Source organism: Nostocoides sp. HKS02 (assembly GCF_009707485.1).
In the GTDB taxonomy this organism is placed as follows: Bacteria; Actinomycetota; Actinomycetes; order Actinomycetales; family Dermatophilaceae; genus Pedococcus.
Genome location: NZ_CP046121.1, coordinates 1725816 through 1751337, shown reverse-complemented (window position 1 = coordinate 1751337; position 25522 = coordinate 1725816). Strand labels below are relative to the sequence as shown.

Genomic DNA, 25522 nt, shown 5'->3' with positions numbered 1-25522 from the left:
TCGCGGGGGACGGCCGGCGCTGTGTCACATGTCGAGCAGACCATCCACATGCTGAACTGAGCCGTATGCTGGCCGCGGGCACAGCGTGGTGCCGACCTCATCCGTGAACCCACCCCAAAGGACTGACACGTGAGCAAGCCGATCGTCCTCATCGCCGAGGAGCTCTCGCCGGCGACCATCGACGCCCTCGGGCCCGACTTCGAGATCCGCCAGATCGACGGGTCCAACCGCTCCGAACTGCTTCCCGCGCTCGCCGACGTGGACGCCGTGCTGATCCGGTCCGCCACGAAGATGGACGCCGAGGCGATCGGCGTCGCGAAGAACCTCAAGGTCATCGCCCGCGCCGGCGTCGGACTCGACAACGTCGACGTCAAGGCCGCCACCCAGGCTGGTGTCATGGTGGTCAACGCACCCACGTCGAACATCACCTCGGCCGCGGAGCTCGCGGTCGGGCTGCTCCTGTCCACCGCCCGCAACATCGCCCCCGCCAACCAGGCCCTCAAGGGCGGCGCGTGGAAGCGCAGCAAGTACGGCGGTGTCGAGCTGCTCGACAAGAAGGTCGGCGTCGTCGGGTTCGGCCGCATCGGCCAGCTCGTCGCGGAGCGGCTCAAGGGCTTCGGCATGGAGATCCTCGCCTACGACCCCTACGTCTCGGCCCAGCGGGCCGGCCAGCTCGGCGCGCAGCTCGTCACCCTCGACGAGCTCCTCGAGCAGAGCGACTTCATCACCGTGCACCTGCCCAAGAGCCCCGAGACCCTCGGCCTCATCGGCAAGGAGGCACTCACCAAGGTCAAGCCGACCGTGCGCGTGATCAACGCGGCCCGGGGTGGCATCGTCGACGAGGAGGCGCTGGCCGAGGCCCTGCGCGAGGGCCGGGTGGCTGGTGCCGGCATCGACGTCTTCGCCAGCGAGCCGACCACGGAGAGCCCGCTCTTCGAGTTCGAGTCGGTCGTCGTGACGCCCCACCTCGGAGCCTCCACCGACGAGGCCCAGGAGAAGGCCGGGGTGGCCGTCGCCAAGTCCGTTCGCCTCGCGCTCGGAGGCGACCTCGTCCCGGATGCCGTGAACGTGTCCGGCGGCGCCGTGCCGGAGGAGGTCCGACCCGGGATCGCGCTCGTCGAGAAGCTTGGCCGCATCTTTACCGCGCTGGCGGGGTCCGTGCCTGTCCAGCTCGACGTCGACGTCAAGGGTGAGATCGTCGAGCACGACGTCTCGATCTGGAAGCTCGCGGCCCTCAAGGGTCTGTTCACCGACGTGACCGAGGACCCGGTGACCTATGTCAACGCGCCCCTGCTGGCCGAGCAGCGCGGCTGCGAGGTGCGGCTGCTGACCGACCCGGCGACCCAGGACTTCCGCAACGTCACGACCTTGCGCGGCACGCTGGCCGACGGGAGCACGGTGTCCATCGCCGGCACGCTGACCGGTCCTCGCATGATCGAGAAGGTCGTCGGCGTCAACGGCTTCGACCTCGAGGTCCCGCTCTCCGAGCACCTTGCCTTCTTCACCTATGTCGACCGCCCCGGCGTCATCGGCACCGTGGGCCGGCTGCTCGGCGACGCCCAGGTCAACATCGACAGCATGCAGGTCGCGCGCAACGAGAAGGGCGGTCAGGCGCTCGTCGCCCTCACCGTCGACAGCGCCATCCCCGCTGACGTGCTCGCCGCCATCGCCTCCGAGGTCGGTGCCGAGGTGCGCGTCGTCGACCTCGCTGGCTGAGCCGCGTTTCGCCGGTGCCGCGCGTGGCACCCCAGGTATGCCGCCCACTCACCCGAGCGGGCGGCATACCTGTGTCTGGGGGGCTGCGCACCATGAGGCGCGGATCACGTCCAGAGGTGTCTCACGACGTGGGAAACGGGTATCAAATACTTGGACGTCCACGTAATCTCGAAGGCATGGCGCGGCAGCTCGTAATTCTTAGCCGCCGCGGCGAGTTCCGGTAGCCAGCCCACTCGCCGCGGAGATCCCGCGTGCGTGGCTGGCAGTGCACCCCGTCAACCGGCGAGTGCCCCCGAGAACCCCACCCCACTCACACCTGTTGCGACACAGGCGAAATCATCAAGGACTGAGGATCATGAGCGAAGAAGCAGAGAAGGCACGGCAGGCACTGCAGGAGTCGATGGACCTGCGCGAGCAGGGCCACTCCGACGACTGACCGGCGCGACAGCCGCCGCGTCAACGGCGACGCGAACCGAACGACCTCCAGCCACGCGACCGGGGGTCGTTCGGCATATGAGACGTTGATATCAGATCGCAAGACCCTCCCTAGGCTGGTGCGCATGGCCGCCGACTCTCTCAGTGACACCGTGAACCTCGCCGTCATCGGCGGTGACGGGATCGGTCCCGAGGTCGTCGCCGAGGGGCTCAAGGTCCTCGAGGCCGTGACGGCTGGAACGGGCAAGTTCCACACGACCGAGTACGACTTGGGGGCACGACGCTGGCACGCGACCGGCGAGACCCTGCCCGAGTCGGTGCTGGACGAGCTGCGGGGCCACGACGCCATCCTGCTCGGGGCCATCGGCGACCCCACCGTGCCCAGCGGTGTCCTCGAGCGGGGCGTGCTGCTGCCACTGCGTTTCGCGTTGCAGCAGTACGTCAACCTCCGACCGGCCAAGCTCTACCCTGGGGTCCAGAGCCCACTCGCCGTCGAGCGAGTGGCTCCGAACGGCATCGACTTCCTCGTCGTCCGCGAGGGCACCGAGGGGCCGTATGTCGGCAACGGCGGTTCCCTGCGCACCGGCACGCCCCAGGAGATCGCCACCGAGGTCAGCGTCAACACCCGGTTCGGGGTCGAGCGCGTCGTCCGCGACGCGTTCGCACGCGCCCAGGCGCGGCCGCGCAAGCACCTCACCCTGGTCCACAAGCACAACGTGCTCACCCACGCCGGCCACCTGTGGCGTCGCACCGTCGACGAGGTCGGACTGGAGTTCCCCGACGTCGAGACGGCCTACCAGCACGTCGACGCGGCCACGATCTTCCTCGCGACGGACCCCGGTCGCTTCGACGTCATCGTGACCGACAACCTGTTCGGCGACATCATCACGGACATCGCCGCGGCCATCGCCGGCGGCATCGGCCTCGCGGCCAGCGGCAACATCAACCCCGAGGGCGACTACCCCAGCATGTTCGAGCCGGTCCACGGCTCGGCCCCGGACATCGCGGGCCAGGCCAAGGCCGACCCGACCGCGACCATCCTCTCCGTGGCCCTGCTGCTCGACCACCTCGGTCGCCAGGACGAGGCCGCCAAGGTCGAAGCGGCCGTGGCGGCCGACCTCGCCGAGCGCGGTGGGTCCGTACGCTCGACGCCCGAGGTCGGCGACGCCATCGCCGCCCGCCTCTAACCCACCGGCTGCGCTCGAACTCTCCTGCCCGGGTCGCCAGCCGGGCAGGTAATCTCGGCAGGAGACCCGCACCGACGCAGGAGGACTCCATGACCCAGGCCCCGGCAGCACCGCTCACCTTCGAGGTCACCCGCCGCACCGACCCGCGGCCGGCCGTGGAGCGCGAGGCCGTGCTGGCCAACCCGGGGTTCGGCACCACGTTCACCGACCACATGCTCACGGCGACGTGGCGTCGAGGTCACGGATGGGGCGACGGCGCGGTCACGGCATACGGCCCGTTCTCGCTCATGCCTTCGGCGGCGGTCCTGCACTATGCCCAGGAGATCTTCGAGGGCATGAAGGCCTACCGGCACGAGGACGGCTCGATCTGGACCTTCCGCCCCGAGGCCAACGCCCAGCGGATGATCCGCAGCGCCCGCCGGATGGCCCTCCCCGAGCTGCCCGAGGAGGACTTCATCGCGTCGCTGCGCGCGTTCGTCGAGGTGGACCAGGCGTGGGTGCCCGCCTACGGCACGGGAGAGACCAGCCTCTACCTGCGGCCGTTCATGTTCGCCTCCGAGGCGTTCCTCGGCGTTCGCCCTGCGGCCGAGGTGACGTATGCCGTGATCGCCTCCCCGGCCGGGGCCTACTTCAGTGGCGGCATCAGGCCGGTGACGATCTGGCTCTCCCAGCACTACGCGCGGGCGGGCGAGGGGGGCACCGGGGCAGCCAAGACCGGTGGCAACTACGCCTCGAGCCTGGCCGGGCAGCTCGAGGGCATCGACAACGGCTGCGACCAGGCGGTGTTCCTCGACTCCTCGACGCACACGCACGTCGAGGAGCTCGGCGGCATGAACCTGTTCTTCGTCACCAAGGACAACCGGCTGGTCACCCCCGAGCTCACTGGGTCGATCCTCGAGGGAGTGACCCGCTCGTCGGTGCTGGAGCTCGCCAAGGAGCTGGGGCTGCAGCCCGAGGAGCGTCGGGTGCCGATCCAGGAGTGGAAGGACGGCGCGGCCAGCGGCGACATCGTCGAGATCTTCGCCTGCGGCACGGCCGCGGTCATCACGCCGGTGGGCGAGCTGCGATGGGACGGCGGCAGCTGCGACCACCGCCGTGGGGTCGACTACGGCGAGGTCACCCGCACCATCCGCGAGCGGCTCCTCGACATCCAGTACGGCCGTGTCGAGGACGCCCGTGGCTGGATGACCCGCTTGGTCTGACCGCGCGGGGGCGTCGCCTGTCAATGGTTTGGCATTGGACCATTGACACGGCGGGCGGCGGGGGTGAAACATTCGGCTCACTGTCGTTCTGCGTCATTGTCGTTCTGAGCCGAGGAGCCAGGCATGGCCAGTGTCACCGATCTGTCCGAAGACGAACGCCGCCTCGCGGAGCTCGGCTACAAGCAGGAGCTCGACCGGTCGTGGTCGGGGTTCTCGAACTTCGCCATCTCGTTCTCGATCATCTCGATCCTGGCGGGCTGCTTCACCACCTTCGGCGTCGGCTGGAACAACGGCGGTCCCGCGGCGATCGCCTGGGGCTGGCCGATCATCAGCCTGTTCATCCTCGCCATCGGGCTGTGCATGTCCGAGCTCGTGTCCGCATACCCGACCTCGGGCGGGATCTACTGGTGGGCGAGCAAGCTCGGCGGGATCAAGGCCGGGTACTACACCGGCTGGCTCAACCTCATCGGGCTGCTCGCCATCGACGCGTCCGTCGCCTACGGCTGTGCGACCTTCCTCGACCTGACCATCGGGTCGTTCGACAGCGGCTACACGCCGGGTGACCTCAACCGCGTGTTCCTGTACTTCATCGGCGTGCTCGTGCTCGTGTCGCTGATCAACATCTTCTCGGCGCACCTGCTCGCAGTGCTCAACAACATCTCGGTGTGGTGGCACGTCTTCGGCGCGCTGGCCGTGATCCTCATCCTGTGGTTCATCCCCGCCCACCACGCGAGTGTCTCGTCGGTGTTCACCCACACCGTGAACAACACCGGCTTCATCGGGGGGAGCACGCACGGCCTCGGCTTCCTGCTCTACGTCCTGCCGATCTCCGCCATCCTCACGCAGTACACCATCACCGGGTACGACGCCTCGGCCCACCTATCAGAGGAGACCCACGGCGCGGCCAACACTGCGGCCAAAGGGATCTGGCAGTCGATCGCCTACTCCGCGATCGGCGGTTGGGTGCTCCTGTTGACCTTCCTGTTCGCGGTCCAGGACGAGGCCGGGGTCACCAAGGGCGGCGGCGCTGTGGCCACCATCTTCAGCCAGGCGCTCTCGAGCAAGTGGGCCGGCACCATCCTGCTCATCTCGACGGCGGGCCAGTTCTTCTGCACCACCGCGTGCATGACCTCGACCACGCGCATGCTCTTCGCCTTCAGCCGCGACGGTGCGGTCCCGGGGTCCCGGCTGTGGTCCAAGCTCAGCGCCAAGCGGGTGCCGGTGAACGGCGTGATCCTGTCCGCGCTCGTCGCCGTGCTGATCACCCTTCCGGCCCTGGTCAAGGTCAACATCGGCACCGACGCCGCCCCCATCTACGTCCCCATCGCCTTCTTCGCGGTGGTGTCGATCGGGGTCGTCGGGCTCTACGTCGCCTTCGCGATCCCGATCTACTACCGCTGGCGCGCGGGCGACGCCTTCCAGCAGGGCTCGTGGAACCTGGGCCGCAAGTGGCGCTGGCTCGCGCCGCTGGCCGTCATCGAGATCATCGTGACCTCGGTCGTCGCGATGCTGCCCACGGTGAACACCGGCAACCCGTTCGACAAGGACTTCGCCTGGAAGTTCGTGAACTACACGCCGATCGTGGTGCTCGGAGCCATGGCCCTGCTGTGGGCGTTCTGGCACCTGTCGGCGAAGAAGTGGTTCACCGGGCCCAAGCACCAGGTCGAGGTGGACGTCGACGTCGCCGACACGTTCCGCTGACCATTTCGTCATCAATGGTTCTAATCCAGACCATTGACGCGGCCAACCGCCGGGTATTGGATCGGAAGGTGAACGCCGTGGACCGCCTGACCTCGCTGTCCGACGTGGTGCTGAGGCCCACGTCGGGCAACGCGTTCGAGGCGACCGTGGAGCAGCTGGCGACGGCCATCCGGCTGGGCGTCTTCACCGACGGACAGCAGCTCCCGCCCGAGCGGGAGCTGGCCGAGCGCCTCGCCGTGAGCCGCAACACCTTGCGCGAGGCCATCGCGGCGCTGCGTGACTCGGGTCTGGTCGCGACGCGGCGGGGCCGCGGTGGCGGGACGATCGTCACCTATGCCGGGCTCGAGCCGGGGACGGGTGACGCCCCGGTGCGTACCGGCCCGGCGCTGGCCGACGCGATGGACTTTCGGCGGGTCGTCGAGCCTGGGGCGGCGGCGCTCGCGGCGACGCGCTCGCTGGCGGCCGACCAACGGGCGTGGCTGCTGGAGAGCGCGCAGGCAGCACGTGAGGCGCCGGACAATGCCGCCCACCGCCTCGCCGACAGCCGGTTCCACCTCGCGGTGGCGACCATGTCGGGCTCGCCGATGCTGATCGAGGCGGTCACCCGCGCCCAGGCAGCAGTCCACGAGCTGCTCAGCGCCATCCCCGTGCTGCGCCGCAACATCGAGCACTCCAACGACCAGCACGACGCCATCGTCAGGGCCATCCTGGCGGGCGACCCCGAGGCGGCCCGGGCCGCCATGGAAGAGCACTGTGACGCCACCTCGGCGTTGCTCCGTGGACTGCTCGGATGAGCCACAAGGAGACGACATGACGACACCACCGCAGCTGACCGTCGAGGAGCTGCGCTCCGAGATCGAGTCGGGTGCCATCGACACGGTCATCGTCGCGTTCACCGACATGCAGGGCCGCCTGCAGGGCAAGCGCATCCACGGCCGGTTCTTCCTCGACTCCGTGCTGGGTCATGGGACCGAGGGCTGCAATTACCTGCTGGCCGTCGACGTCGACATGAACACCGTGGACGGGTACGCCATCAGCTCGTGGGAGCGCGGTTACGGCGACATGATGTTCGACCTCGACCTCGCGACGCTGCGCCGCACGCCCGGGCAGCCCTACTCGGCGACGGTCCAGTGCGACCTGTCCTGGCTCGACGGCAGCGGTCCGGTGCGCCCCTCGCCCCGCGCGGTGCTCAAGGCGCAGGTCGACGCCGCCGCGGAGCTCGGCTTCGTGGCGCTGGCCGGCACCGAGCTGGAGTTCATCGTCTTCGAGGAGACCTTCGAGCAGGCCTGGGACCGCAGGTACTCCGGGCTGACGGGGGCCAACCGCTACAACGTGGACTACTCCATCCTCGGCGGCACCAAGGTCGAGCCCCTGCTGCGCGACATCCGCAACGAGATGTATGCCGGTGGGGTCACCGTCGAGAGCGCGAAGGGGGAGTGCAACCTGGGGCAGCACGAGATCGCCTTCCTCTACGACTCGGTGCTGCGGACCTGCGACAACCACGTCATCTACAAGAACGCCGCCAAGGAGATCGCCGCGAACCACGGGCAGTCGCTGACCTTCATGGCGAAGTTCGACGAGCGCGAGGGCAACTCCTGCCACATCCACCTCTCCCTGCGCGGGACCGACGGCCAGATCGTCTTCGCCGACGATGACCGCGAGGGTGGCCGCAGCACGGTGTTCGAGCACTTCGTCGCCGGTGTCCAGGCCACGATGCGCGAGTTCACGCTCCTCTACGCGCCGAACGTCAACTCCTACAAGCGGTTCCAGCCCGGCTCGTTCGCGCCCACGGCGATCGCCTGGGGAACCGACAACCGCACCTGCGCGCTGCGCGTCGTCGGCCACGGCGCTGGCCTGCGGGTCGAGAACCGCGTGCCGGGCGGCGATGTGAACCCCTACCTCGCGGTGGCAGGCATGCTCGCCGGCGGGCTCCACGGCATACGCGAGGAGCTGCCGCTGGAGCCAGCGTTCGGTGGCAACGCCTATGCCTCGGACAAGGCGCGGGTGCCCTCGCTGCTCAGCCAGGGACGTGACCTGTTCGCCGGGTCCGCGGTGGCCCGGGCGGCGTTCGGTGACGATGTGGTCGACCACTACGCGCATGCGGCCCAGGTGGAGCTCAACGCCTTCAACGCAGCCGTGACCGACTGGGAGCGGATCAGGGGGTTCGAGCGACTGTGAAGGTTCCGGGCGTAGCAGGAGATTCAATGCCGTCGGGCGTAGCAGGAGATTCAATGCCGTCGGGCGTAGCAGGAGATTCAATGCCGTCGGGCGTAGCAGGAGATTCAATGCTGCACGAAGTCATCAACCCCGCGACCGAGACGGTCGTCGCCCAGGTCGCGCTGGCCGGGCTCGACGAGACCGACGCCGCGATCGCCGCGGCGGAAGCCGCGGGACCGGCGTGGCGTGCTGTCTCCCCGGCGGACCGCGGTCGCCTGCTGCGCCGCTTCGCGGACGAGGTGGATGCCCACCTCGAGGAGCTGGCCCGGCTCGAGGTCGCCAACGCGGGCCACACGATCGGGAACGCACGGTGGGAGGCCGGGAACGTCCGCGACGTGCTCACCTACTACGCAGCCGCCCCCGAACGCGCCTTCGGGCGCCAGATCCCGGTGGCCGGGGGACTCGACGTCACGTTCAAGGAACCGCTCGGCACGGTCGGGATCATCGTGCCGTGGAACTTCCCGATGCCGATCGCCGGATGGGGTTTCGCGCCTGCGCTGGCCGCCGGCAACACCGTCGTCCTCAAGCCGGCGGAGCTCACGCCGATGACGGCGATCCGCCTCGGCGAGCTGGCACTGGACGCCGGGCTCCCCGAGGGCGTCTTCACCGTCATCCCGGGCAAGGGGTCGGTCGTGGGCGAGCGGTTCGTGACCCATCCAGCCGTGCGCAAGGTGTGCTTCACCGGCTCGACGGCCGTCGGCCAGCGGATCATGCGCGGCGCCGCGGACCAGGTGAAGCGCGTGACGCTCGAGCTCGGGGGCAAGAGCGCCAACATCGTGTTCGCCGACAGCGACCTCGAGCGCGCTGCGGCGAGCGCGCCGTACGGCGTCTTCGACAACGCTGGCCAGGACTGCTGTGCCCGCAGCCGAATCCTGGTGCAGCGCAGTGTGTTCGACCGCTTCATGGAGCTGCTCGAGCCAGCTGTCAAGGGTGTGGTCGTGGCCGACCCGTCGCAGGAGTCGACCGAGATGGGTCCGCTGATCAGCGCCGGCCAACGCGAGACGGTGCGGTCGTTCGTCGACGAGTCGTCGGAGCCGGTCGATGTGGCGTTCCGCGGTGAGGCGCCGGGTGGGGACGGCTACTGGTACCCCGCGACGGTCGTGCTGCCGCGCTCGACCGGTGACCGCGTCTGGCAGGAGGAGATCTTCGGCCCCGTGGTCGCGGTGATGCCGTTCGACGACGAGGCCGACGCGGTCACCAAGGCGAACGACACGGCATACGGGCTGTCGGGTTCGATCTGGACGCGCGACGTGGGCCGGGCCATCCGGGTGGCTCGCGGCGTCGAGGCCGGCAACCTGTCCGTCAACTCCCACAGCAGCGTCCGGTACTCGACGCCGTTCGGTGGCTTCAAGCAGTCCGGTCTCGGCCGCGAGCTCGGGCCCGACGCGCTCGACGCGTTCACCGAGCTCAAGAACGTGTTCATTTCGAGTGACAGCAGCTCCAGCGAATCCTGAGAGGACTCACACATGACAGGCAGGGCAGGCAGGCTCGATGGCAAAGTTGCCGTCGTCACGGGCGGGTGCAGCGGCATCGGGCTGGCGACGGTCCGCCGCTTCGCGCAGGAGGGCGCCACGGTCGTCATCGGCGACCTCGACGACACGGCCGGCGAGCAGGTCGCGCAGGAGGTCGCAGGTGCCTACGTGCACTGCGACGTCACTGACCCCGACGGCGTCGAACGCCTGTTCGCGACCGCCAACGACAGGTTCGGCAGCGTCGACATCGCGTTCAACAACGCCGGCATCTCCCCGCCCGAGGACGACTCGATCCTCACGACCGACCTGGACGCGTGGCGCAAGGTGCAGGAGGTCAACCTCACCAGCGTCTACCTGTGCTGCAAGGCGGCGCTGCCCTACATGCTCGAGCAGAAGCGCGGGTCGATCATCAACACCGCGTCGTTCGTCGCCGTGATGGGTGCCGCGACGAGCCAGATCTCCTACACGGCCAGCAAGGGCGGCGTGCTGTCGATGTCGCGCGAGCTCGGTGTGCAGTTCGCGCGCGAGGGGGTCCGCGTGAACGCGCTGTGCCCGGGCCCGGTCAACACCCCGCTGCTGCAGGAGCTCTTCGCCAAGGACCCCGAGCGGGCCGCCCGACGGATGGTCCACATCCCCGTCGGCCGGTTCGCCGAGCCCGACGAGATCGCGAACGCCGTGCTGTTCCTCGCGAGCGACGAGTCGAGCTTCATCACCGCGTCCCAGTTCCTCGTCGACGGCGGGATCTCCGGCGCGTACGTCACTCCACTGTGATGGCTGGCTTGTGATGGGCGGCTCGTGATGGGCGGTTCGGCTCGCCCGGTCATCGGGATCACGTGCTACGTCGAGCCGGCGTCGCGCCACGGCTGGCCCGACGTCTCGAGCGCGCTCGTGCCGCACGCCTACGTGGCCAAGGTCGAGGCCGCGGGCGGCCTCGCTCTGGTCGTTCCGCCCCGCGTCGATGCGGACGACGAGGTCGCCGAGGCGGTGCTGCGCCGGCTCGATGGGCTGATCATCGCCGGGGGTGCCGACGTCGACCCTGAGCGGTATGCCGCGGCGCGTCACCCCGAGTCCCAGGCGCCTCGAGCGGACCGGGACACGATGGAGCTCTCGCTCGCGACCGCGACCAGACGCCTGGAGGTGCCCACGCTGGGCATCTGCCGCGGCATGCAGGTGATGGCCGTCGCGGATGGCGGGACGCTCGAGCAGCACGTCCCCGACCGGGTGGGCACGGTGGACCACTCGCCGGGCGTCGCCGTCTACGGTCAGCACCCCGTGACGATGGTCCCCGGGACCGTGCTGTGCAGGCTGCTGGGCGAGTCGAGCGAGGTGCCGTCGTACCACCACCAGTCGGTGCTGACCCACCCCGGCTACGACGCGGCCGCCTGGGCACCGGACGGGACCTTGGAGGCGATGGAGGACGCGCGGGCGCCGTTCCGGGTCGGGGTGCAGTGGCACCCGGAGGTCGGCGACGACCTGCGGCTGTTCACCGCGCTTGTCGAGGCGGCGGCCCGGCATACCTCGGCAGGGTGACCACGATGCGGACCAAGGGTTCAGCCCCTGGACCTTGCGTGCCACAGTGAGCGCGTGACTTCCTGGCACATGGCTACCACCATGGTGATTATCGACTAGCGCGACGAGACCCTCCTCGTCGCGCAGACCTCCCACACCCGGGGGTCTTTCGTGTTTTAGACACTGCGTTCGTGCAGCGCTGCCGGCCCACACCCTCCGGCCCGGCAGCGGGCGTGACGGCGGAGGACAATCACCACCAGGACGACCACGAGGACGACCACGAGGACGACCACAAGACCGGCGAGACCGAGTGTGATGAGGACCAGCTGATGAGCGACCTGCACGTCTACGACACCACCCTGCGCGACGGCGCGCAGCAGGAGGGGCTCAACCTCTCCGTGTCGGACAAGCTGGCGATCGCGATGCACCTCGACGAGCTCGGCGTGGGCTTCATCGAGGGCGGCTGGCCGGGCGCCAACCCGAAGGACACCGAGTTCTTCGCCCGGGCCCGCAGCGAGCTGCGGCTGCAGAACGCCACCCTCGCTGCCTTCGGCGCGACCAGGCGGGCCGGCGGCAATGCGGCCGACGACCCCCTGGTGCGAGCCCTCGTCGACTCGGGCGCCCCCGTGGTGACCATCGTCGCGAAGTCGCACGTCCGTCACGTCGAGTCCGCGCTGCGCACGACCCTCGCCGAGAACCTCGAGATGGTGCGTGACACCGTCGCGTTCCTCAGCGGTGAGGGGCGACGGGTGTTCCTGGACGCGGAACACTTCTTCGACGGGTATGCCGCGGACCGCGCCTATGCCCTCGAGGTGATCCGCGCCGCGGTCGAGTCCGGTGCCGAGGTGGTGGCGCTGTGTGACACCAACGGCGGGATGCTGCCCGGTCAGATCGGTGACGTGGTCGCCGACGCGGTGGCCGCCACGTCGGCCCGCCTCGGCATCCACTGCCACAACGACACGGGCTGCGCGGTCGCCAACTCCATGGCCGCGGTCGACGCCGGGGCGTCCCACGTCCAGGGCACCATCAACGGGTACGGCGAGCGCACGGGCAACGCCGACCTGCTCACCGTGGTGAGCAACCTGCAGATCAAGCAGGGGGTGCCCCTGCTCGAGACGGCTCGGTTGCGTGAGGCGACCCGCATCGCCCACGCCATCAGCGAGATCACCAACGTGCCGCCGTACTCGCGCCAGCCCTACGTCGGCGCCAGCGCCTTCGCACACAAGGCGGGCTTGCACGCCAGCGCGATCAAGGTCGACCCCGACCTCTACCAGCACACCGACCCCCAGCACGTCGGCAACGACATGCGCATGCTGGTGTCCGACATGGCTGGCCGCGCCAGCATCGAGCTCAAGGGTCGCGAGCTCGGGTACGACCTGGCCGGTGACGACGAGACCCTGTCGCGGGTGCTGGCCCGGGTCAAGGAGCTCGAACTGCGGGGTTACACCTTCGACGCAGCCGACGCGTCGTTCGAGCTGCTGCTGCGCCGCGAGGTCGAGGGCCGGGGCCATGACTTCTTCGACGTGGAGTCCTGGCGCGTCATCACCGACTCCCGCGGCGACGGCGACGCCTTGTCCGAGGCGACCGTCAAGGTGTTCGCCGGCGGCGAGCGCGTCCTCGCGACAGGCGAGGGGAACGGCCCGGTCAACGCCCTCGACCACGCCTTGCGGCAGGCGTTGGCCCCGGCCTACCCCGAGCTCGACAAGCTCGAGCTCATCGACTTCCGGGTGCGCATCCTCGACGCGGCGCACGGCACCGACGCCGTGACGCGGGTGCTCATCGAGACCTCCGACGGCTCGACCTCGTGGGAAACCATCGGGGTGGCCGGCAACATCATCGAGGCCTCGTGGCAGGCGCTGGTCGACGGAGTGACGTACGGGCTGGTCCGGGCTGGGGTGCCCGTCCGCTAGACCTGGGGCTTCGGCTGCTCAGTCGGTGCCGGGCCGCTCAGTCGGTGCCGGACTCCATGGCCGCGCGGTCGAGCGCGTCGTCGTCGGACTCGGCCCCAGCGGCGCGGGGGTTCGAGGAGATCTCCTTGGCGCCGCCGGGCTCGAGGTCTCCCACGAGGTCCTGGTGACGGGCGACGAGCTGGCCCTGCGCGGCATACAGCTCGAGCTTGGCGCGCGAGTCGGCGATGTCGAGGTTGCGCATGGTGAGCTGGCCGATCCGGTCGACGGGACCGAAGGCCGCGTCCTCGGTGCGCTCCATGGAGAGCTTCTCGGGGTGGTAGCTGAAGGCCGGCCCGGTCGTGTCGACGATGGAGTAGTCGTCACCGCGGCGCAGCCGCACGGTCACCTCACCGGTGACGACCGAGGCCACCCAGCGCTGGAGCGACTCGCGCAGCATCAGCGACTGCGGGTCGAGCCAGCGGCCTTCGTAGAGCAGGCGGCCGAGGCGCCGTCCCTCAGCGTGGTAGTTCGCGATGGTGTCCTCGTTGTGGATCGCGTTGAGCAGCCGCTCGTAGGTCAGGTGCAGCAGCGCCAGCCCGGGTGCCTCGTAGATACCGCGCGACTTGGCCTCGATGATGCGGTTCTCGATCTGGTCGGACATGCCCAGGCCATGGCGTCCGCCGATGCGGTTGGCCTCGTCGACGAGGGCAACGGCGTCCGGGAAGGTCTGTCCGTTGATGGCCACGGGACGACCCTGCTCGAAGCGGACCCTGACGTCTTCGGTCGCGATCTGGACCGACTCGTCCCAGAACGCCACGCCCATGATGGGCTCGACGACCTCCATGCTCTCGTTCAGGAACTCCAGGGTCTTGGCCTCGTGCGTCGCGCCCCAGATGTTGGCGTCGGTCGAGTAGGCCTTCTCCGTGCTGGAGCGGTAGGGCAGGTCCCGGGCCTGCAACCACTCGGACATCTCCTTGCGGCCGCCGAGCTCACTGACGAAGTCGGCGTCGAGCCAGGGCTTGTAGATGCGCAGGGCCGGGTTGGCCAGCAGGCCGTAGCGGTAGAAGCGCTCGATGTCGTTGCCCTTGAAGGTGGACCCGTCGCCCCAGATGCCGACACCGTCCTCCTTCATGGCCCGCACCAGGAGCGTGCCGGTCACGGCGCGGCCCAGGGGAGTGGTGTTGAAGTAGGTCTTGCCGCCGCTGCGAATGTGGAACGCCCCGCACGCCACGGCGGACAGGCCCTCCTCGACCAGGGCGGCGCGGCAGTCGACCAGCCGGGCGAGCTCCGCGCCGTACTGGCCGGCCCGGTCGGGGACGGTGTCGATCTCGGGCTCGTCGTACTGGCCGAGGTTGGCCGTGTAGGTGCAGGGGATCGCCCCCTTCTCGCGCATCCAGGCAACGGCGACCGAGGTGTCCAGACCGCCCGAGAAGGCGATCCCGACACGCTCACCAACAGGCAGGGACGTCAGAACTTTCGACACGGTAGGTCAGCCTACGGCCCCTGCAGCCCGCTCGCGCAGGGCGTCCAGCGTCGCAACGAGCCGCTCGCGCAGGGCCTGGCCGCGCGCGGCGAAGTCGCGCTGCGCGGCGGCATACTCCGCGCGGCCGGTGGGCGTCTCGATGGGGACGGGTTGGTAGCCGAGGGCCCGCAGGTCGTACGGCGAGGCGCGCATGTCGAGCTCGCGGATCTCGCGGGCCAGGTCGAAGCAGTCCATGGTCAGCTCGCTCGGAACCGCTGGGGTGAGCTTCATGGCCCACTTGTAGAGGTCCATCCCGGCGTGGAGGCAGCCAGGCTGCTCGAGGGCCACCTGGTCCTCACGGGTGGGCTGCACGAGGTTCAGCGACCGCGCGGGCGGGGTGTAGAAGCGGAAGGCGTCGTAGTGGGTGCAGGTGATCTGCATGCTCTCGACGAGCGCGTCGGTGCCGGACCCACCCAGCCGCAGCGGCCAGCCGCGGTGGCGGACCTCCTCCGGCGTCAGGCGGTAGACCATCGCCCACTCGTGCAGCCCGAAACAAGCCGAGCCGCGCCGGTCGCGACGCCGTGGCTGACACCAGCCGACGGACGAAGTCGACCGTCCCCCCACGGCTCTCCAGGTATGCCGCGGGGTCCAGCTCCACGCCACCGTCGACCGCGCGGTAGTGGCGCCACTGCGCTCGGGGAAGCTCGGCCGCATCGGCGAGCCGCACCCCCGCGCCCGGGTGCCAGCGACGCAGCTGGGCCGGTCGAAACGGGTAGTAGGTGAACAGGAAGTCCTCGACCGGGTGGGCCTGACCGCTCTGGCGCCGGTCGCGGTGGGCTGCGGTCGCGGCGTCGACCCGAGCCTCGTGGAGGGCCTCGCGGTCGCGCCACTCCGCCCGCTCCAAGACCTGTTCGACCACCGGGTGAGGATAACGGTGGCCGAGGGTGTCCGCTGCGCTGTTACGTCACTGCTCACCCAGGGCGAGCAGTGACGTAACAGCGCAGCCGGGCCTCGCCGGTGGGTCAGGCGTGGCGGGCGTTCGCGTCGTGGATGACGCGGTCCCAGTCGTGGTCGAGGTCGGTGAAGGCGATGGAGGAGTCGGCGCCATGGGGAGCGCGCGGCAGGCCCCAGGTGCGACGGTGGTGCCGCTCGAGGGCGACCACGAGAGCGGAGACGAGAGCCAGGAGCAGGATGATGGTCATGTCTGAAATCATGCGCCCAGCGCGAATCAGCCACGAGTGGCAGAACTGACGCACTCGGCATCTTTTCTGCCATACTCGCTCCATGGCCCTGTCCACCATCGCTGCCATCGCGACCAGTCCGATGGCCATGTTCGAGATGTCCGTCGCCTGCGAGGTGTTCGGGATCGACCGCACCGACGACGGCGTGCCGCCGTTCGCCTTCATCACCTGCGGCCAGTCGGCGGGCGAGGCCATCCCGACGACCAGTGGCGGCCAGTTCGTGCCGACGCATTCCTGGCAGGACGCGGTCGGCGCCGACCTGGTCGTCATCCCTGCTGGAGGCATCAGGGACCACTACCCCGACGAGCTGCTCGAGACCATCCGCGAGGCGCACCGCCGGGGTGCGACGATCCTGTCCATCTGCACGGGGGCGTTCGTCCTGGCCGAGACGGGCCTGCTCGACGGTCTCAGCGCGGTGACCCACTGGCGGTATGCCGAGCAGTTCGCCGCCCGCTTCCCGCGCACCGAGGTGTCCATGGACGTCCTCTACATCGACAACGGGTCGATCATCACCGGTGCAGGCACGGCGGCCGGCATCGACGCGTGCCTCCACCTCGTGCGACGCGAGCTCGGCGCCGGGGTCGCGACCCGCATCGCCCGCCGCATGGTGGTTCCGCCGCAGCGCGACGGCGGTCAGCGCCAGTACGTCGAGGCGCCGGTGCCCGAGACCGACTGCGAGAGCATCCAACCGGTGCTCAACCACATCACCGAGAACCTCGACGCCGTGCACGCGGTGCCCGAGCTCGCCAAGCTGGCGATGATGTCCGAGCGGACCTTTGCCCGACGCTTCGTGGCCGAGACCGGCACGACCCCACACAAGTGGATCGTCCAGCAGCGGGTGCTCCGCGCTCGCGAGCTGCTCGAGCAGACCGACCTGCCGGTCGAGTCTGTGGCGACCCACAGCGGGTTCGGTTCGGCGGCCCTCCTGCGGACCCATTTCCAGAGCGTCGTCGGCACGTCGCCGCAGCGCTACCGCCGGGAGTTCTCGGCTCGCTGACGTGCTGTCGTCACGTCTGGCGTCCCCATGCGTCTCACCGGTGACCGGTGGACCGAGGGGGACCGCCGGCCAGCTGGGCGGCAGGTTCCGAACCCGAGCAGAACCTGCCGTCCAGCCCATGGCGCCACGCCCGGTGGGGCCTCGCCAGTCCCCCGATAGGCTCCCTTCGTGCGCATCGCGAGATACACCACAGGTGAGGACCCGGCATACGGCATCGTCGAGGGAGAGCCCGGCAAGGAGTTCATCGCCCAGATCCAGGGCGACCCGCTCTACCAGCCCATCGTCCTCACGGGCGAGCGCGTGATGCTCGAGGATGTCCGGCTGCTGGCGCCGGTGATCCCGCGCAGCAAGGTGATCGGCGTCGGCAAGAACTACGCCGACCATGCCCGCGAGATGGGCGGCGAGCCACCCACGGAGCCCCTCCTCTTCCTGGTGCCCAACACCGCGGTGATCGGGCCGGGTGACCCTGTCGTGATGCCGTCGATCACCAGCGAGGTGTCCTACGAGGGTGAGCTCGCGGTCGTGATCGGCCGCATCGCCAAGGACGTCCCGCGCGAGCGGGTCAAGGAGGTCGTCTACGGCTACACCTGCGCCAACGACGTCACCGCGCGCGACCTCCAGCGCCGCGACGGCCAGTGGGCGCGGGCCAAGGGCTTCGACACCTCCTGCCCGCTCGGCCCGTGGATCGTCACCGACCTGGACGTCTCCAACCTCGCCATCCGCACCCGGCACGACGGCGAGCTCGTCCAGGACGGGTCGACCGCGGACATGATCCACGACGTCGAGACGCTGGTGTCGCACATCTCCCAGGCGTTCACCCTGCTGCCGGGTGACGTGATCCTCACCGGCACCCCGGCGGGCGTCGGGCTGGTCGAGTCGGGCTCCTCCGTCGAGGTCGAGATCGAGGGGATCGGGACCCTCACCAACCCGTTCGTCCGCCGTTCCTAGAATCGGGGCACCATGACTGACCAGCCCGCACCCTTGCACCCCAACCCGCGCCTGCGTGTCGCGCCGTCGCCCACCGGCGACCCCCACGTGGGCACCGCGTACATGTCGCTGTTCAACCTCGCCTTCGCCCGCCAGCAGGGGGCAGCTTCGTGCTGCGCATCGAGGACACCGACCGCGCCCGGTTCCGCGAGGACAGCGAGCAGCAGGTCTTCGACACGCTGCACTGGCTGGGCCTGCAGTGGGACGAGGGGCCGGACGTCGGTGGGCCGTACGCGCCCTACCGCCAGTCCGAGCGGCTCGGGACCTACCGCCCGTACGTCGAGCGGTTGCTCGCCGAGGGCCACGCGTACCAGTGCTGGTGCTCCACGGAGCGCCTCGCGCAGATGCGTGAGCTGCAGCAGAAGACCAAGCAGCCCACCGGCTACGACCGCCTCTGCCACGGCAAGACCCGTGAGGAGCGGGCCACCCTGCCCGGCTTCAGCGAGACGCCGGTCGTGCGGATGCTGATCCCGGCTGACGTGGAGCTGCAGTTCGAGGACCTCATCCGTGGCCGGGTCTCGGCTCCTCGCCCGGACGACCAGGTGATCCTCAAGGCGGACGGCTTTCCGACGTACCACCTCGCCGTCGTCGTCGACGACCACGAGATGGGCATCACCCACGTCGTCCGCGGCGAGGAGTGGATCTCCAGCACCCCCAAGCACAACCTGCTCTACCGCTGGCTCGGGCTCGAGCCGCCACAGTGGGCGCACATGCCATTGCTGCGCAACGTCGACAAGTCGAAGATCTCCAAGCGCAAGAACCCCGCAGCCCGGCTGACCTGGTTCCAGGAGCAGGGCTACCTGCCCGAGGCGCTGGTGAACTTCCTTGCGCTGCTTGCCTACCCGCCGAAGACGGGGCCTGACGGCGAGGATGTCGAGGTCTTCACGTTCGAGGAGTTCAGCGCCGACTTCGACTGGAAGAAGGTCAACCCGGTCGGGCCGATCTTCGACCTGAAGAAGCTGGAATGGCTCAACGGCGTCTACATCCGCGAGCTCGAGACCGGACAGCTCGCTTCGCGTCTCCTGCCGTACCTCGAACGCGACGGGGTGCTGCCGGTCAACCCGAGCTTGGGACAGCTCGCCCGCCTCGGCAAGGTCACCGAGCTGATCCAGACCCGCATGGCACTGCTCGGCGAGGCCACGGCCCTGGTGCGCCCGTTCTTCATCGACGACGACCAGCTCGAGTTCGCCGACGACGCCTTGGCGCAGCTGAAGGACGACTCGGGCGACGTCCTCGCGGCGGCGGTCGCGGCGCTCGACGCGCTCGACGACTCGGGCACCGGTGTCCTGGGTTCGCAGACCGGGTGGACCGCACCCGTGATCGAGGCCGCGCTGCGCAGCGCGATCGTCGAGGGGCTGGGCATCAAGCCCAAGTTCGCCTTCGGACCGCTGCGCACCGCGGTCTCGGGGGCCCGGATCAGTCCTCCGCTGTTCGAGTCGATGGAGATCCTCGGCAAGCCCTCGACCCTCGCCCGGCTGGGGCGGCTGCGTGCCCAGCTCGCCGATTTGGGAACGCGCTCGCAGGCCCGGTAGTATCTGCTCTCGGTTCACCCCCTGAAGGCTTTCGGGCGCGCAGGGGGAGTGATACCCCTTGGGGTATGGTGTAATTGGCAACACTACGGTTTCTGGTACCGTCATTCTAGGTTCGAGTCCTGGTACCCCAGCTCAGGCGCAAGTCCTTGTGACAGACGCCGATTCGGAGATTCCCACCACCTTTCGGTATGGTTCTCTCCGCTGCCCACGGCGCCACCACGCCAGGGCAACCAGCTAGGGCCCCGTTGTGTAGCGGCCTAGCACGCCGCCCTCTCAAGGCGGTAGCGCGGGTTCGAATCCCGTCGGGGCTACCAGTCGAAGGCCCTCGTCCCCGGACGAGGGCCTTTCGCACGCACGGTGCGGGTCTTGCCCACCGAAACCCGCTTGCAGCCGAGATGACGGCTGTCCGAGGATGACTCGTGGGGACACCATGGCGGTGCGCATGTCGGGGCGAGTGGACGTAGTCGGGGGATCGCGTCCGGCCCAGGCGGCATGCGCATCGCCACCCCGCCACCGCCCGCGCCGGCCAGCGGGCCAGTGCGGCAGGTCAGCGTCAGGTCAGGCGTGGTTCTGCTGCTGCTGCTGCGCGTGGTGGCGGGCGAGCACCTCGGTGAGCTTGTTGGCCCCGGCCACGACCGTCGCGGCGTGCAGCCGACCGGGCTGGCGTGACAGCCGCTCGATGGGACCAGAGATGGAGACCGCAGCCACGACGCGCCCCGAGGGCCCCCGAACCGGTGCAGACACCGAGGCCACCCCGGCCTCGCGCTCGCCGACGCTCTGGGCCCACCCGCGCCGACGCACGCCCGACAGGCTGGTGGCCGTGAACTTGGCGCCGTGCAGCCCCCGGTGCAGCCGGTCCGGTTCCTCCCATGCGAGCAACACCTGCGCGGCGGAGCCGGCCAGCATCGACAGGGTGGCGCCGATCGGGATGGAGTCGCGCAGGCCGACCGGCCGTTCGGCAGCCGAGACGCAGATGCGCTGGTCGCCCTGTCGCCGGAAGAGCTGGGCGCTCTCGTTCGTGTGGTCGCGCAGGGCGCCCAGGACGGGGCCGGCAGCGGCCAGCAGGCGGTCCTCGCCCGCGGCTGCGGCGAGCTCGGCCAACCGCGGACCCAGGACGAACCGCCCCTGCAGGTCCCGGGTCACGAGGCGGTGATGTTCGAGTGCGACGGCCAGCCGATGGGCGGTCGGGCGGGCCAGCCCGGTCGCCGTGACGAGCTGGGCAAGGGTCGACGGCCCGGCCTCCAGGGCGCCCAGCACGATGGCCGCCTTGTCGAGAACGCCGACTCCACTGGTGTTGTCCATGAGATGATATTGCCGTCTCATTGCCTGAGACGCAAATTCGTGGGCGTGTCACGCGTGCGAACCTCGGGAGGACGGCACGATGCGGTGTCGGTAGCTGGACGTGGCGAAGGAGTGGAAGACGTGTCGGGAACGTTGGCCGAGAAGGTGTGGGACGCGCACGTGGTGCGCCGCAGGGACGGCGAGCCGGACCTGCTGTACATCGACCTCCACCTCATCCACGAGGTGACCTCGCCGCAGGCGTTCGACGGTCTGAGGCTCGCCGGGCGCAAGGTGCGCCGACCGGACCTGACCCTGGCCACGGAGGACCACAACGTCCCCACGACGCCGGGTCCCATCACCGATCTCGTGAGCAAGACCCAGGTCGAGACCCTCCGTCGCAACTGCGAGGAGTTCGGTGTCCGGCTCTTTCCCATGGGCGACGCCGAGCAGGGGATCGTCCACGTCGTCGGGCCCCAGCTGGGCCTGAGCCAGCCCGGCATGACGATCGTGTGCGGCGACTCGCACACCTCCACCCACGGCGCCTTCGGGGCGCTGGCCTTCGGCATCGGCACCTCCGAGGTCGAACACGTCCTTGCCACCCAGACGCTTCCGCTCAAGCCCTTCAAGACCATGGCCATCACCATCGACGGCCAGCTCCAGCCCGGGGTCACGGCCAAGGACATCGTCCTGGCCGTCATCGCCAAGATCGGCACCGGCGGCGGCCAGGGCTATGTCCTCGAGTTCCGGGGCAGTGCCATCCGCGCCCTGTCGATGGAAGCCCGCATGACCGTGTGCAACATGTCGATCGAGGCTGGGGCGCGGGCCGGCATGATCGCCCCGGACGAGACCACCTTCGCCTATCTCCAGGGCCGCGACCACGCACCCACCGGCGCCGAGTGGGACGCGGCCGTCCGCGACTGGAGCCTGCTGCGCACCGATGACGACGCCGTCTTCGATGCCGAGGTGCACCTCGACGCCGACACCCTCGCTCCGTTCGTCACGTGGGGGACCAACCCCGGTCAGGGTCTGCCGCTCAGCGAGTCGGTGCCCGACCCCGACACGATGGCCGACACCGAGAAGGCCGCTGCGCGCCACGCCCTGGAGTACATGGGGCTGACCGCCGGCACGCCGCTGCGCGAGATCAAGGTCGACACCGTGTTCGTCGGTTCGTGCACCAACGGGCGCATCGAGGACCTCCGGGCCGCCGCCGAGGTCGTCAAGGGCCGTCAGGTGGCGCAGGGCGTCCGCATGCTCGTGGTCCCCGGCTCGGCTCGCGTCCGCGTGCAGGCCGAGCAGGAGGGGCTCGACAAGGTCTTCACCGCAGCCGGCGCCGAGTGGCGACTCCCCGGCTGTTCGATGTGCCTGGGCATGAATCCCGACCAGCTCGCGCCGGGGGAGCGCAGCGCCTCGACGTCCAACCGCAACTTCGAGGGTCGTCAGGGCAAGGGCGGGCGCACCCACCTGGTCAGCCCTCTCGTGGCTGCCGCCACCGCACTGCGCGGGACGTTGTCCAGTCCCGCAGACCTCGTCGACGCCCCGGAGGGAGGCAAGTGATGGACAGCTTCACCACCCACACCGGCATCGGGGTTCCGCTGCGTCGCAGCAACGTCGACACCGACCAGATCATCCCCGCGGTCTACCTCAAGCGCGTCACGCGGACCGGTTTCGAGGACGGCCTGTTCGCGGCCTGGCGCAAGGACGACACGTTCATCCTCAACAACCCGTCGTATGCCGCGGGCTCGGTCCTCGTCGCGGGATCGGACTTCGGGACGGGTTCGTCCCGCGAGCACGCCGTCTGGGCGTTGATGAACTACGGGTTCCGCGTCGTGCTGTCGTCCCGGTTCGCGGACATCTTCCGGGGCAACAGTGGCAAGCAGGGGCTCCTGACCGCCCAGCTGGCCCAGCAGGACATCGAGCTCATCTGGAAGTACCTCGAGAACGAGCCCGGGGCCTCCGTCACCGTCGACCTCGTCTCCCGCACGGTCACCGCCGGGGACATCGTCGCCCCGTTCGAGGTGGACGACTACACCCGGTGGCGTCTGCTCGAGGGCCTCGACGACATCAGCCTGACGCTGCGTCATGAGCAGGATGTGACCGACTTCGAGAGCCGGCGGCCGTCGTACAAGCCGTCGACGGGTGCCGCCTGACCCGCGCGGCACGCCGACCCGACGCGAGATTTTCGTCGAGATCGACTGGTCCGGCCACGAGGGGCCCTCGGAGCGCTGCTCCGAGGGCCCCTTCGTCGTTCGGCGCTCGCATGCACCTCGTCGTCACTTCGCCCAATCCATTGGCGCACAACGAGTTTCACGTCGGTCGTCAAGGGTCCCCGGTCTGGCACGGCGAACCGGAGCAGCGTGCCGAAGCGATCGAGAGCAGTCGCGCAGGGACCTGATTCCGTTGCGACACAAAGGATCAGGGCCCGGGGATGGTGGACTCGCGCGCACAACAGCCCTAACGTCAGGTCCAAGTCGAGCACTGGCTCGGCCGCACACCTCGTCGGACCGACGGTCCGACGTCACCAACCCTGTGGAGGGGAAGACGTGAACAAGGCTGAACTGATCAAGGAGCTCGAGTCGCGCCTGGGGAGCCGCAAGGCTGCCAGCGATGCACTGACGGCGGTTGTCGACGTGGTCATCCGCGAGGTCGCCAAGGGCGGCAGCGTGGCCATCACCGGCTTCGGGACGTTCGAGCAGGCGGCTCGCGCGGCCCGCACCGGGCGCAACCCGCGCACGGGCGCGAGCGTGAAGATCAAGAAGACGGTCGTTCCGAAGTTCCGTGCCGGCTCCGCCTTCAAGGACGTCGTGAAGAACCCGCGGTCCCTGCCCAAGGCTGCCGTGGCTGGCGCCCGTGCAGCCGCCGGCACCGCCACGAAGACCGCCGCCGCGGGCGCGAAGAAGGCCGCTCCCGCCAAGGCTGCAGCCAAGAAGGTGACGCCGGCCAAGAAGGCCGCACCCGCCAAGAAGGCGGCACCCGCCAAGAAGGCAGCGCCCGTGAAGGCAGCGCCCGTGAAGGTGGCTGCCAAGAAGGTGGCGCCGGCCAAGAAGGCGGCCCCCGTGAAGGTGGCCGCCAAGAAGGCGGCACCCGTGAAGGCCGCCACGAAGAAGACGACGCCGGCGAAGAAGGCGGCTCCCGCCAAGAAGGCAGCACCGGCCAAGAAGGCGGCGCCCGTGCGGGCCGCTGCAACGAAGTCGGCGCCGGCCACGAAGGCAGCGGCAAAGCGGACGACCGCCAAGGCCGCCACCAAGACGGCGGCGAAGAAGACCGCCGTGAAGCGCACGGCCAAGAAGGCCTGAGCACGCGGCATACCCTCCAGCGGAGGCCGGCACCCCTCGGGGTGTCGGCCTCCGCTGCGGTTTGCGATGCTTACCCCCATGGCGAACATCCTCACGGTGAACGGCGGAGCCCCTCTGGTCGGAGACCTCGAGGTCCGCGGGGCGAAGAACCTCGTGTCCAAGGCGATGGTGGCTGCCCTGCTCGCCGAGGCGCCCTGTCGACTCCGAGGGGTTCCCGAGATCTCCGACGTCAAGATCGTGTCGGGTCTGCTGGAGCTCCACGGCGTCAAGATCGACTCGACTGACCGCGACGGCGAGCTGCTGCTCGACCCCACGAACGTCGAGCAGGCCCACGTCGCCGACATCGACGCGCACGCAGGCTCCTCCCGCGTCCCCGTGCTGCTGTGCGGCCCGCTCCTGCACCGTCTCGGTGAGGCCTTCATCCCCGACCTCGGCGGGTGCCGCATCGGCGAGCGCCCCATCAACTACCACCTCGACGTCCTGCGCCATTTCGGGGCCGACGTGCAGAAGCGGCCCGAGGGCCTTCGACTCACGGCACCGGGCGGCCTCCACGGCGCGAAGATCCACCTGCCATACCCGAGCGTCGGGGCCACCGAGCAGGTGCTCCTCACCGCCGTGCGCGCCCAGGGCGTGACCGAGCTGCGCAACGCCGCGGTCGAGCCCGAGATCCTCGACCTCATCGCCGTCCTGCAGAAGATGGGCGCCGTGATCAGCGTCGAGACCGACCGGGTCATCAAGATCGAGGGCGTCGACCGGCTCGGTGGCTACGACCACCTCGCCATCCCCGACCGCATCGAGGCGGGGTCGTGGGCCTGCGCGGCGCTGGCGACCAAGGGCGACATCTACGTGCGTGGGGCGCAGCAGCTGGCGATGATGCCGTTCCTCAACGTCTTCCGGAAGATCGGTGGCGCGTTCGACATCGACGACGAGGGCATCCGTTTCTGGCACGCCGGCGGCAACCTGAGCTCGCTCGTCCTCGAGACCGATGTGCACCCCGGCTTCATGACGGACTGGCAGCAGCCCCTGGTGGTGGCGCTCACCCAGACGTCCGGCCTGTCGATCGTGCACGAGACCGTCTACGAGAACCGGCTCGGGTTCACCGAGGCGCTGGCCGAGATGGGCGCCGTGATCCAGCTCTACCGCGAGTGCCTCGGGGGATCACCGTGTCGCTTCGGCCGGGCCAACTTCAGGCACAGCGCCGTCATCTCCGGCCCGACGCCGCTCAAGGGTGCCGAGATCACCGTCCCCGACCTGCGGGGCGGCTTCAGCTACCTCATCGCCGCCCTGGCCGCGGAGGGGCAGTCCAAGGTGCACGGCATCGAGCTCATCTACCGCGGCTACGAGCGGTTCTCCGAGAAGCTCGACGCGCTCGGGGCCGACTACGAGGTGGGCTGACCGGCT

Annotated in this window: 19 protein-coding genes, 2 tRNA genes and 2 pseudogenes; 19 read left to right on the top strand and 4 right to left on the bottom strand. The window is 69.5% G+C overall.

Annotation, left to right across the window (positions count from 1 at the left end):
- Positions 1-129 precede the first annotated feature (129 nt).
- The 10 genes from serA (at position 130) to cimA (ending at position 13349) form a co-directional block, all read left to right on the top strand.
- Positions 130-1716, top strand: coding sequence for a phosphoglycerate dehydrogenase (serA, locus tag GKE56_RS08305; RefSeq protein WP_154684142.1), 1587 nt, complete (start codon positions 130-132; stop codon positions 1714-1716).
- 560 nt (positions 1717-2276) lie between these two features.
- Positions 2277-3338 carry a 3-isopropylmalate dehydrogenase gene (locus tag GKE56_RS08300; RefSeq protein WP_154684141.1) on the top strand — a complete coding sequence of 354 codons (1062 nt, stop codon included), beginning with the start codon at positions 2277-2279 and terminating at the stop codon, positions 3336-3338.
- An 89-nt stretch (positions 3339-3427) separates the two neighbouring features.
- On the top strand, positions 3428-4540 hold the full coding sequence (locus GKE56_RS08295; RefSeq protein WP_154684140.1) for a branched-chain amino acid aminotransferase: 1113 nt from the start codon (positions 3428-3430) through the stop codon (positions 4538-4540).
- Between the two features lie 123 nt (positions 4541-4663).
- Complete coding sequence (locus GKE56_RS08290; RefSeq protein WP_154684139.1) at positions 4664-6241, top strand: amino acid permease; 1578 nt, start codon at positions 4664-4666, stop codon at positions 6239-6241.
- Between the two features lie 77 nt (positions 6242-6318).
- Positions 6319-7035, top strand: a complete 717-nt coding sequence (locus GKE56_RS08285) for a FadR/GntR family transcriptional regulator (RefSeq protein WP_230208836.1) — start codon at positions 6319-6321, stop codon at positions 7033-7035.
- A gap of 16 nt (positions 7036-7051) precedes the next feature.
- A complete protein-coding gene (locus GKE56_RS08280; RefSeq protein ID WP_154684137.1) occupies positions 7052-8419 on the top strand; it encodes a glutamine synthetase family protein in 1368 nt (455 codons plus the stop codon).
- A 107-nt stretch (positions 8420-8526) separates the two neighbouring features.
- The gene (locus tag GKE56_RS08275; protein ID WP_154684136.1) at positions 8527-9912 is read left to right on the top strand and encodes an aldehyde dehydrogenase; all 1386 of its coding nucleotides are present in this window, start codon (positions 8527-8529) and stop codon (positions 9910-9912) included.
- Between the two features lie 12 nt (positions 9913-9924).
- Positions 9925-10701 carry a 3-oxoacyl-ACP reductase gene (locus GKE56_RS08270; RefSeq protein ID WP_154684135.1) on the top strand — a complete coding sequence of 259 codons (777 nt, stop codon included), beginning with the start codon at positions 9925-9927 and terminating at the stop codon, positions 10699-10701.
- A 27-nt stretch (positions 10702-10728) separates the two neighbouring features.
- The gene (locus tag GKE56_RS08265; RefSeq protein WP_154685692.1) at positions 10729-11460 is read left to right on the top strand and encodes a gamma-glutamyl-gamma-aminobutyrate hydrolase family protein; all 732 of its coding nucleotides are present in this window, start codon (positions 10729-10731) and stop codon (positions 11458-11460) included.
- A 308-nt stretch (positions 11461-11768) separates the two neighbouring features.
- Positions 11769-13349: a citramalate synthase gene (cimA, locus tag GKE56_RS08260; protein WP_154685691.1), complete on the top strand. Its 1581-nt coding sequence runs from the start codon at positions 11769-11771 to the stop codon at positions 13347-13349.
- A 37-nt stretch (positions 13350-13386) separates the two neighbouring features.
- On the opposite strand, the gene argG is transcribed toward cimA, so the two are convergent.
- The 3 genes and pseudogenes from argG to GKE56_RS08245 all read right to left on the bottom strand — a co-directional run bounded on the left by argG (position 13387) and on the right by GKE56_RS08245 (position 15992).
- Positions 13387-14811 (bottom strand): argininosuccinate synthase, encoded by a 1425-nt coding sequence (argG, locus tag GKE56_RS08255; protein WP_154684134.1) that lies wholly within the window; start codon positions 14809-14811, stop codon positions 13387-13389.
- Between the two features lie 6 nt (positions 14812-14817).
- Positions 14818-15709: pseudogene (locus tag GKE56_RS08250) on the bottom strand (3-methyladenine DNA glycosylase).
- Positions 15710-15812: 103 nt separating this feature from the next.
- Positions 15813-15992, bottom strand: a complete 180-nt coding sequence (locus GKE56_RS08245; RefSeq protein WP_154684133.1) for a hypothetical protein — start codon at positions 15990-15992, stop codon at positions 15813-15815.
- Positions 15993-16074: 82 nt separating this feature from the next.
- Between GKE56_RS08245 and GKE56_RS08240 the strand changes: the two genes are divergently transcribed.
- The 5 genes and pseudogenes from GKE56_RS08240 to GKE56_RS08220 all read left to right on the top strand — a co-directional run bounded on the left by GKE56_RS08240 (position 16075) and on the right by GKE56_RS08220 (position 19861).
- Complete coding sequence (locus GKE56_RS08240; protein WP_154684132.1) at positions 16075-17028, top strand: GlxA family transcriptional regulator; 954 nt, start codon at positions 16075-16077, stop codon at positions 17026-17028.
- Positions 17029-17196: 168 nt separating this feature from the next.
- Positions 17197-17976: a fumarylacetoacetate hydrolase family protein gene (locus GKE56_RS08235; protein WP_154684131.1), complete on the top strand. Its 780-nt coding sequence runs from the start codon at positions 17197-17199 to the stop codon at positions 17974-17976.
- A 12-nt stretch (positions 17977-17988) separates the two neighbouring features.
- A pseudogene (gene gltX, locus GKE56_RS08230) lies at positions 17989-19547 on the top strand (glutamate--tRNA ligase).
- Between the two features lie 59 nt (positions 19548-19606).
- Positions 19607-19678 (top strand) — tRNA-Gln (locus tag GKE56_RS08225).
- A 107-nt stretch (positions 19679-19785) separates the two neighbouring features.
- Positions 19786-19861 (top strand) — tRNA-Glu (locus GKE56_RS08220).
- A gap of 244 nt (positions 19862-20105) precedes the next feature.
- On the opposite strand, the gene GKE56_RS08215 is transcribed toward GKE56_RS08220, so the two are convergent.
- A complete protein-coding gene (locus tag GKE56_RS08215; RefSeq protein WP_154684130.1) occupies positions 20106-20849 on the bottom strand; it encodes an IclR family transcriptional regulator in 744 nt (247 codons plus the stop codon).
- Between the two features lie 120 nt (positions 20850-20969).
- Here GKE56_RS08215 and leuC point away from each other — a divergent pair, with 120 nt between their 5' ends.
- The 4 genes from leuC to murA all read left to right on the top strand — a co-directional run bounded on the left by leuC (position 20970) and on the right by murA (position 25516).
- A complete protein-coding gene (gene leuC, locus GKE56_RS08210; RefSeq protein WP_195908283.1) occupies positions 20970-22382 on the top strand; it encodes a 3-isopropylmalate dehydratase large subunit in 1413 nt (470 codons plus the stop codon).
- Entirely contained in the window at positions 22382-22975 is a 594-nt protein-coding gene (gene leuD / locus GKE56_RS08205) for a 3-isopropylmalate dehydratase small subunit (protein ID WP_154684128.1), read from the top strand. Before leuC ends, leuD begins: the two co-directional genes overlap by 1 nt.
- Before the next feature lie 393 nt (positions 22976-23368).
- On the top strand, positions 23369-24121 hold the full coding sequence (locus tag GKE56_RS08200) for an HU family DNA-binding protein (protein ID WP_154684127.1): 753 nt from the start codon (positions 23369-23371) through the stop codon (positions 24119-24121).
- 78 nt (positions 24122-24199) lie between these two features.
- Entirely contained in the window at positions 24200-25516 is a 1317-nt protein-coding gene (murA, locus tag GKE56_RS08195; protein WP_154684126.1) for a UDP-N-acetylglucosamine 1-carboxyvinyltransferase, read from the top strand.
- Positions 25517-25522: the final 6 nt, after the last annotated feature.

Bases quoted from the DNA above. Each gene is read 5' to 3' on its own strand.
- GKE56_RS08300 (WP_154684141.1), top strand. From the start codon at position 2,277: ATGGCCGCCGACTCTCTCAGTGACACCGTGAACCTCGCCGTCATCGGC.
- GKE56_RS08295 (WP_154684140.1), top strand. From the start codon at position 3,428: ATGACCCAGGCCCCGGCAGCACCGCTCACCTTCGAGGTCACCCGCCGC.
- GKE56_RS08290 (WP_154684139.1), top strand. From the start codon at position 4,664: ATGGCCAGTGTCACCGATCTGTCCGAAGACGAACGCCGCCTCGCGGAG.
- GKE56_RS08280 (WP_154684137.1), top strand. From the start codon at position 7,052: ATGACGACACCACCGCAGCTGACCGTCGAGGAGCTGCGCTCCGAGATC.
- GKE56_RS08275 (WP_154684136.1), top strand. From the start codon at position 8,527: ATGCTGCACGAAGTCATCAACCCCGCGACCGAGACGGTCGTCGCCCAG.
- GKE56_RS08270 (WP_154684135.1), top strand. From the start codon at position 9,925: ATGACAGGCAGGGCAGGCAGGCTCGATGGCAAAGTTGCCGTCGTCACG.
- GKE56_RS08265 (WP_154685692.1), top strand. From the start codon at position 10,729: ATGGGCGGTTCGGCTCGCCCGGTCATCGGGATCACGTGCTACGTCGAG.
- cimA (WP_154685691.1), top strand. From the start codon at position 11,769: ATGAGCGACCTGCACGTCTACGACACCACCCTGCGCGACGGCGCGCAG.
- GKE56_RS08245 (WP_154684133.1), bottom strand. From the start codon at position 15,992: ATGACCATCATCCTGCTCCTGGCTCTCGTCTCCGCTCTCGTGGTCGCC.
- GKE56_RS08240 (WP_154684132.1), top strand. From the start codon at position 16,075: ATGGCCCTGTCCACCATCGCTGCCATCGCGACCAGTCCGATGGCCATG.
- GKE56_RS08215 (WP_154684130.1), bottom strand. From the start codon at position 20,849: ATGGACAACACCAGTGGAGTCGGCGTTCTCGACAAGGCGGCCATCGTG.
- leuD (WP_154684128.1), top strand. From the start codon at position 22,382: ATGGACAGCTTCACCACCCACACCGGCATCGGGGTTCCGCTGCGTCGC.
- murA (WP_154684126.1), top strand. From the start codon at position 24,200: ATGGCGAACATCCTCACGGTGAACGGCGGAGCCCCTCTGGTCGGAGAC.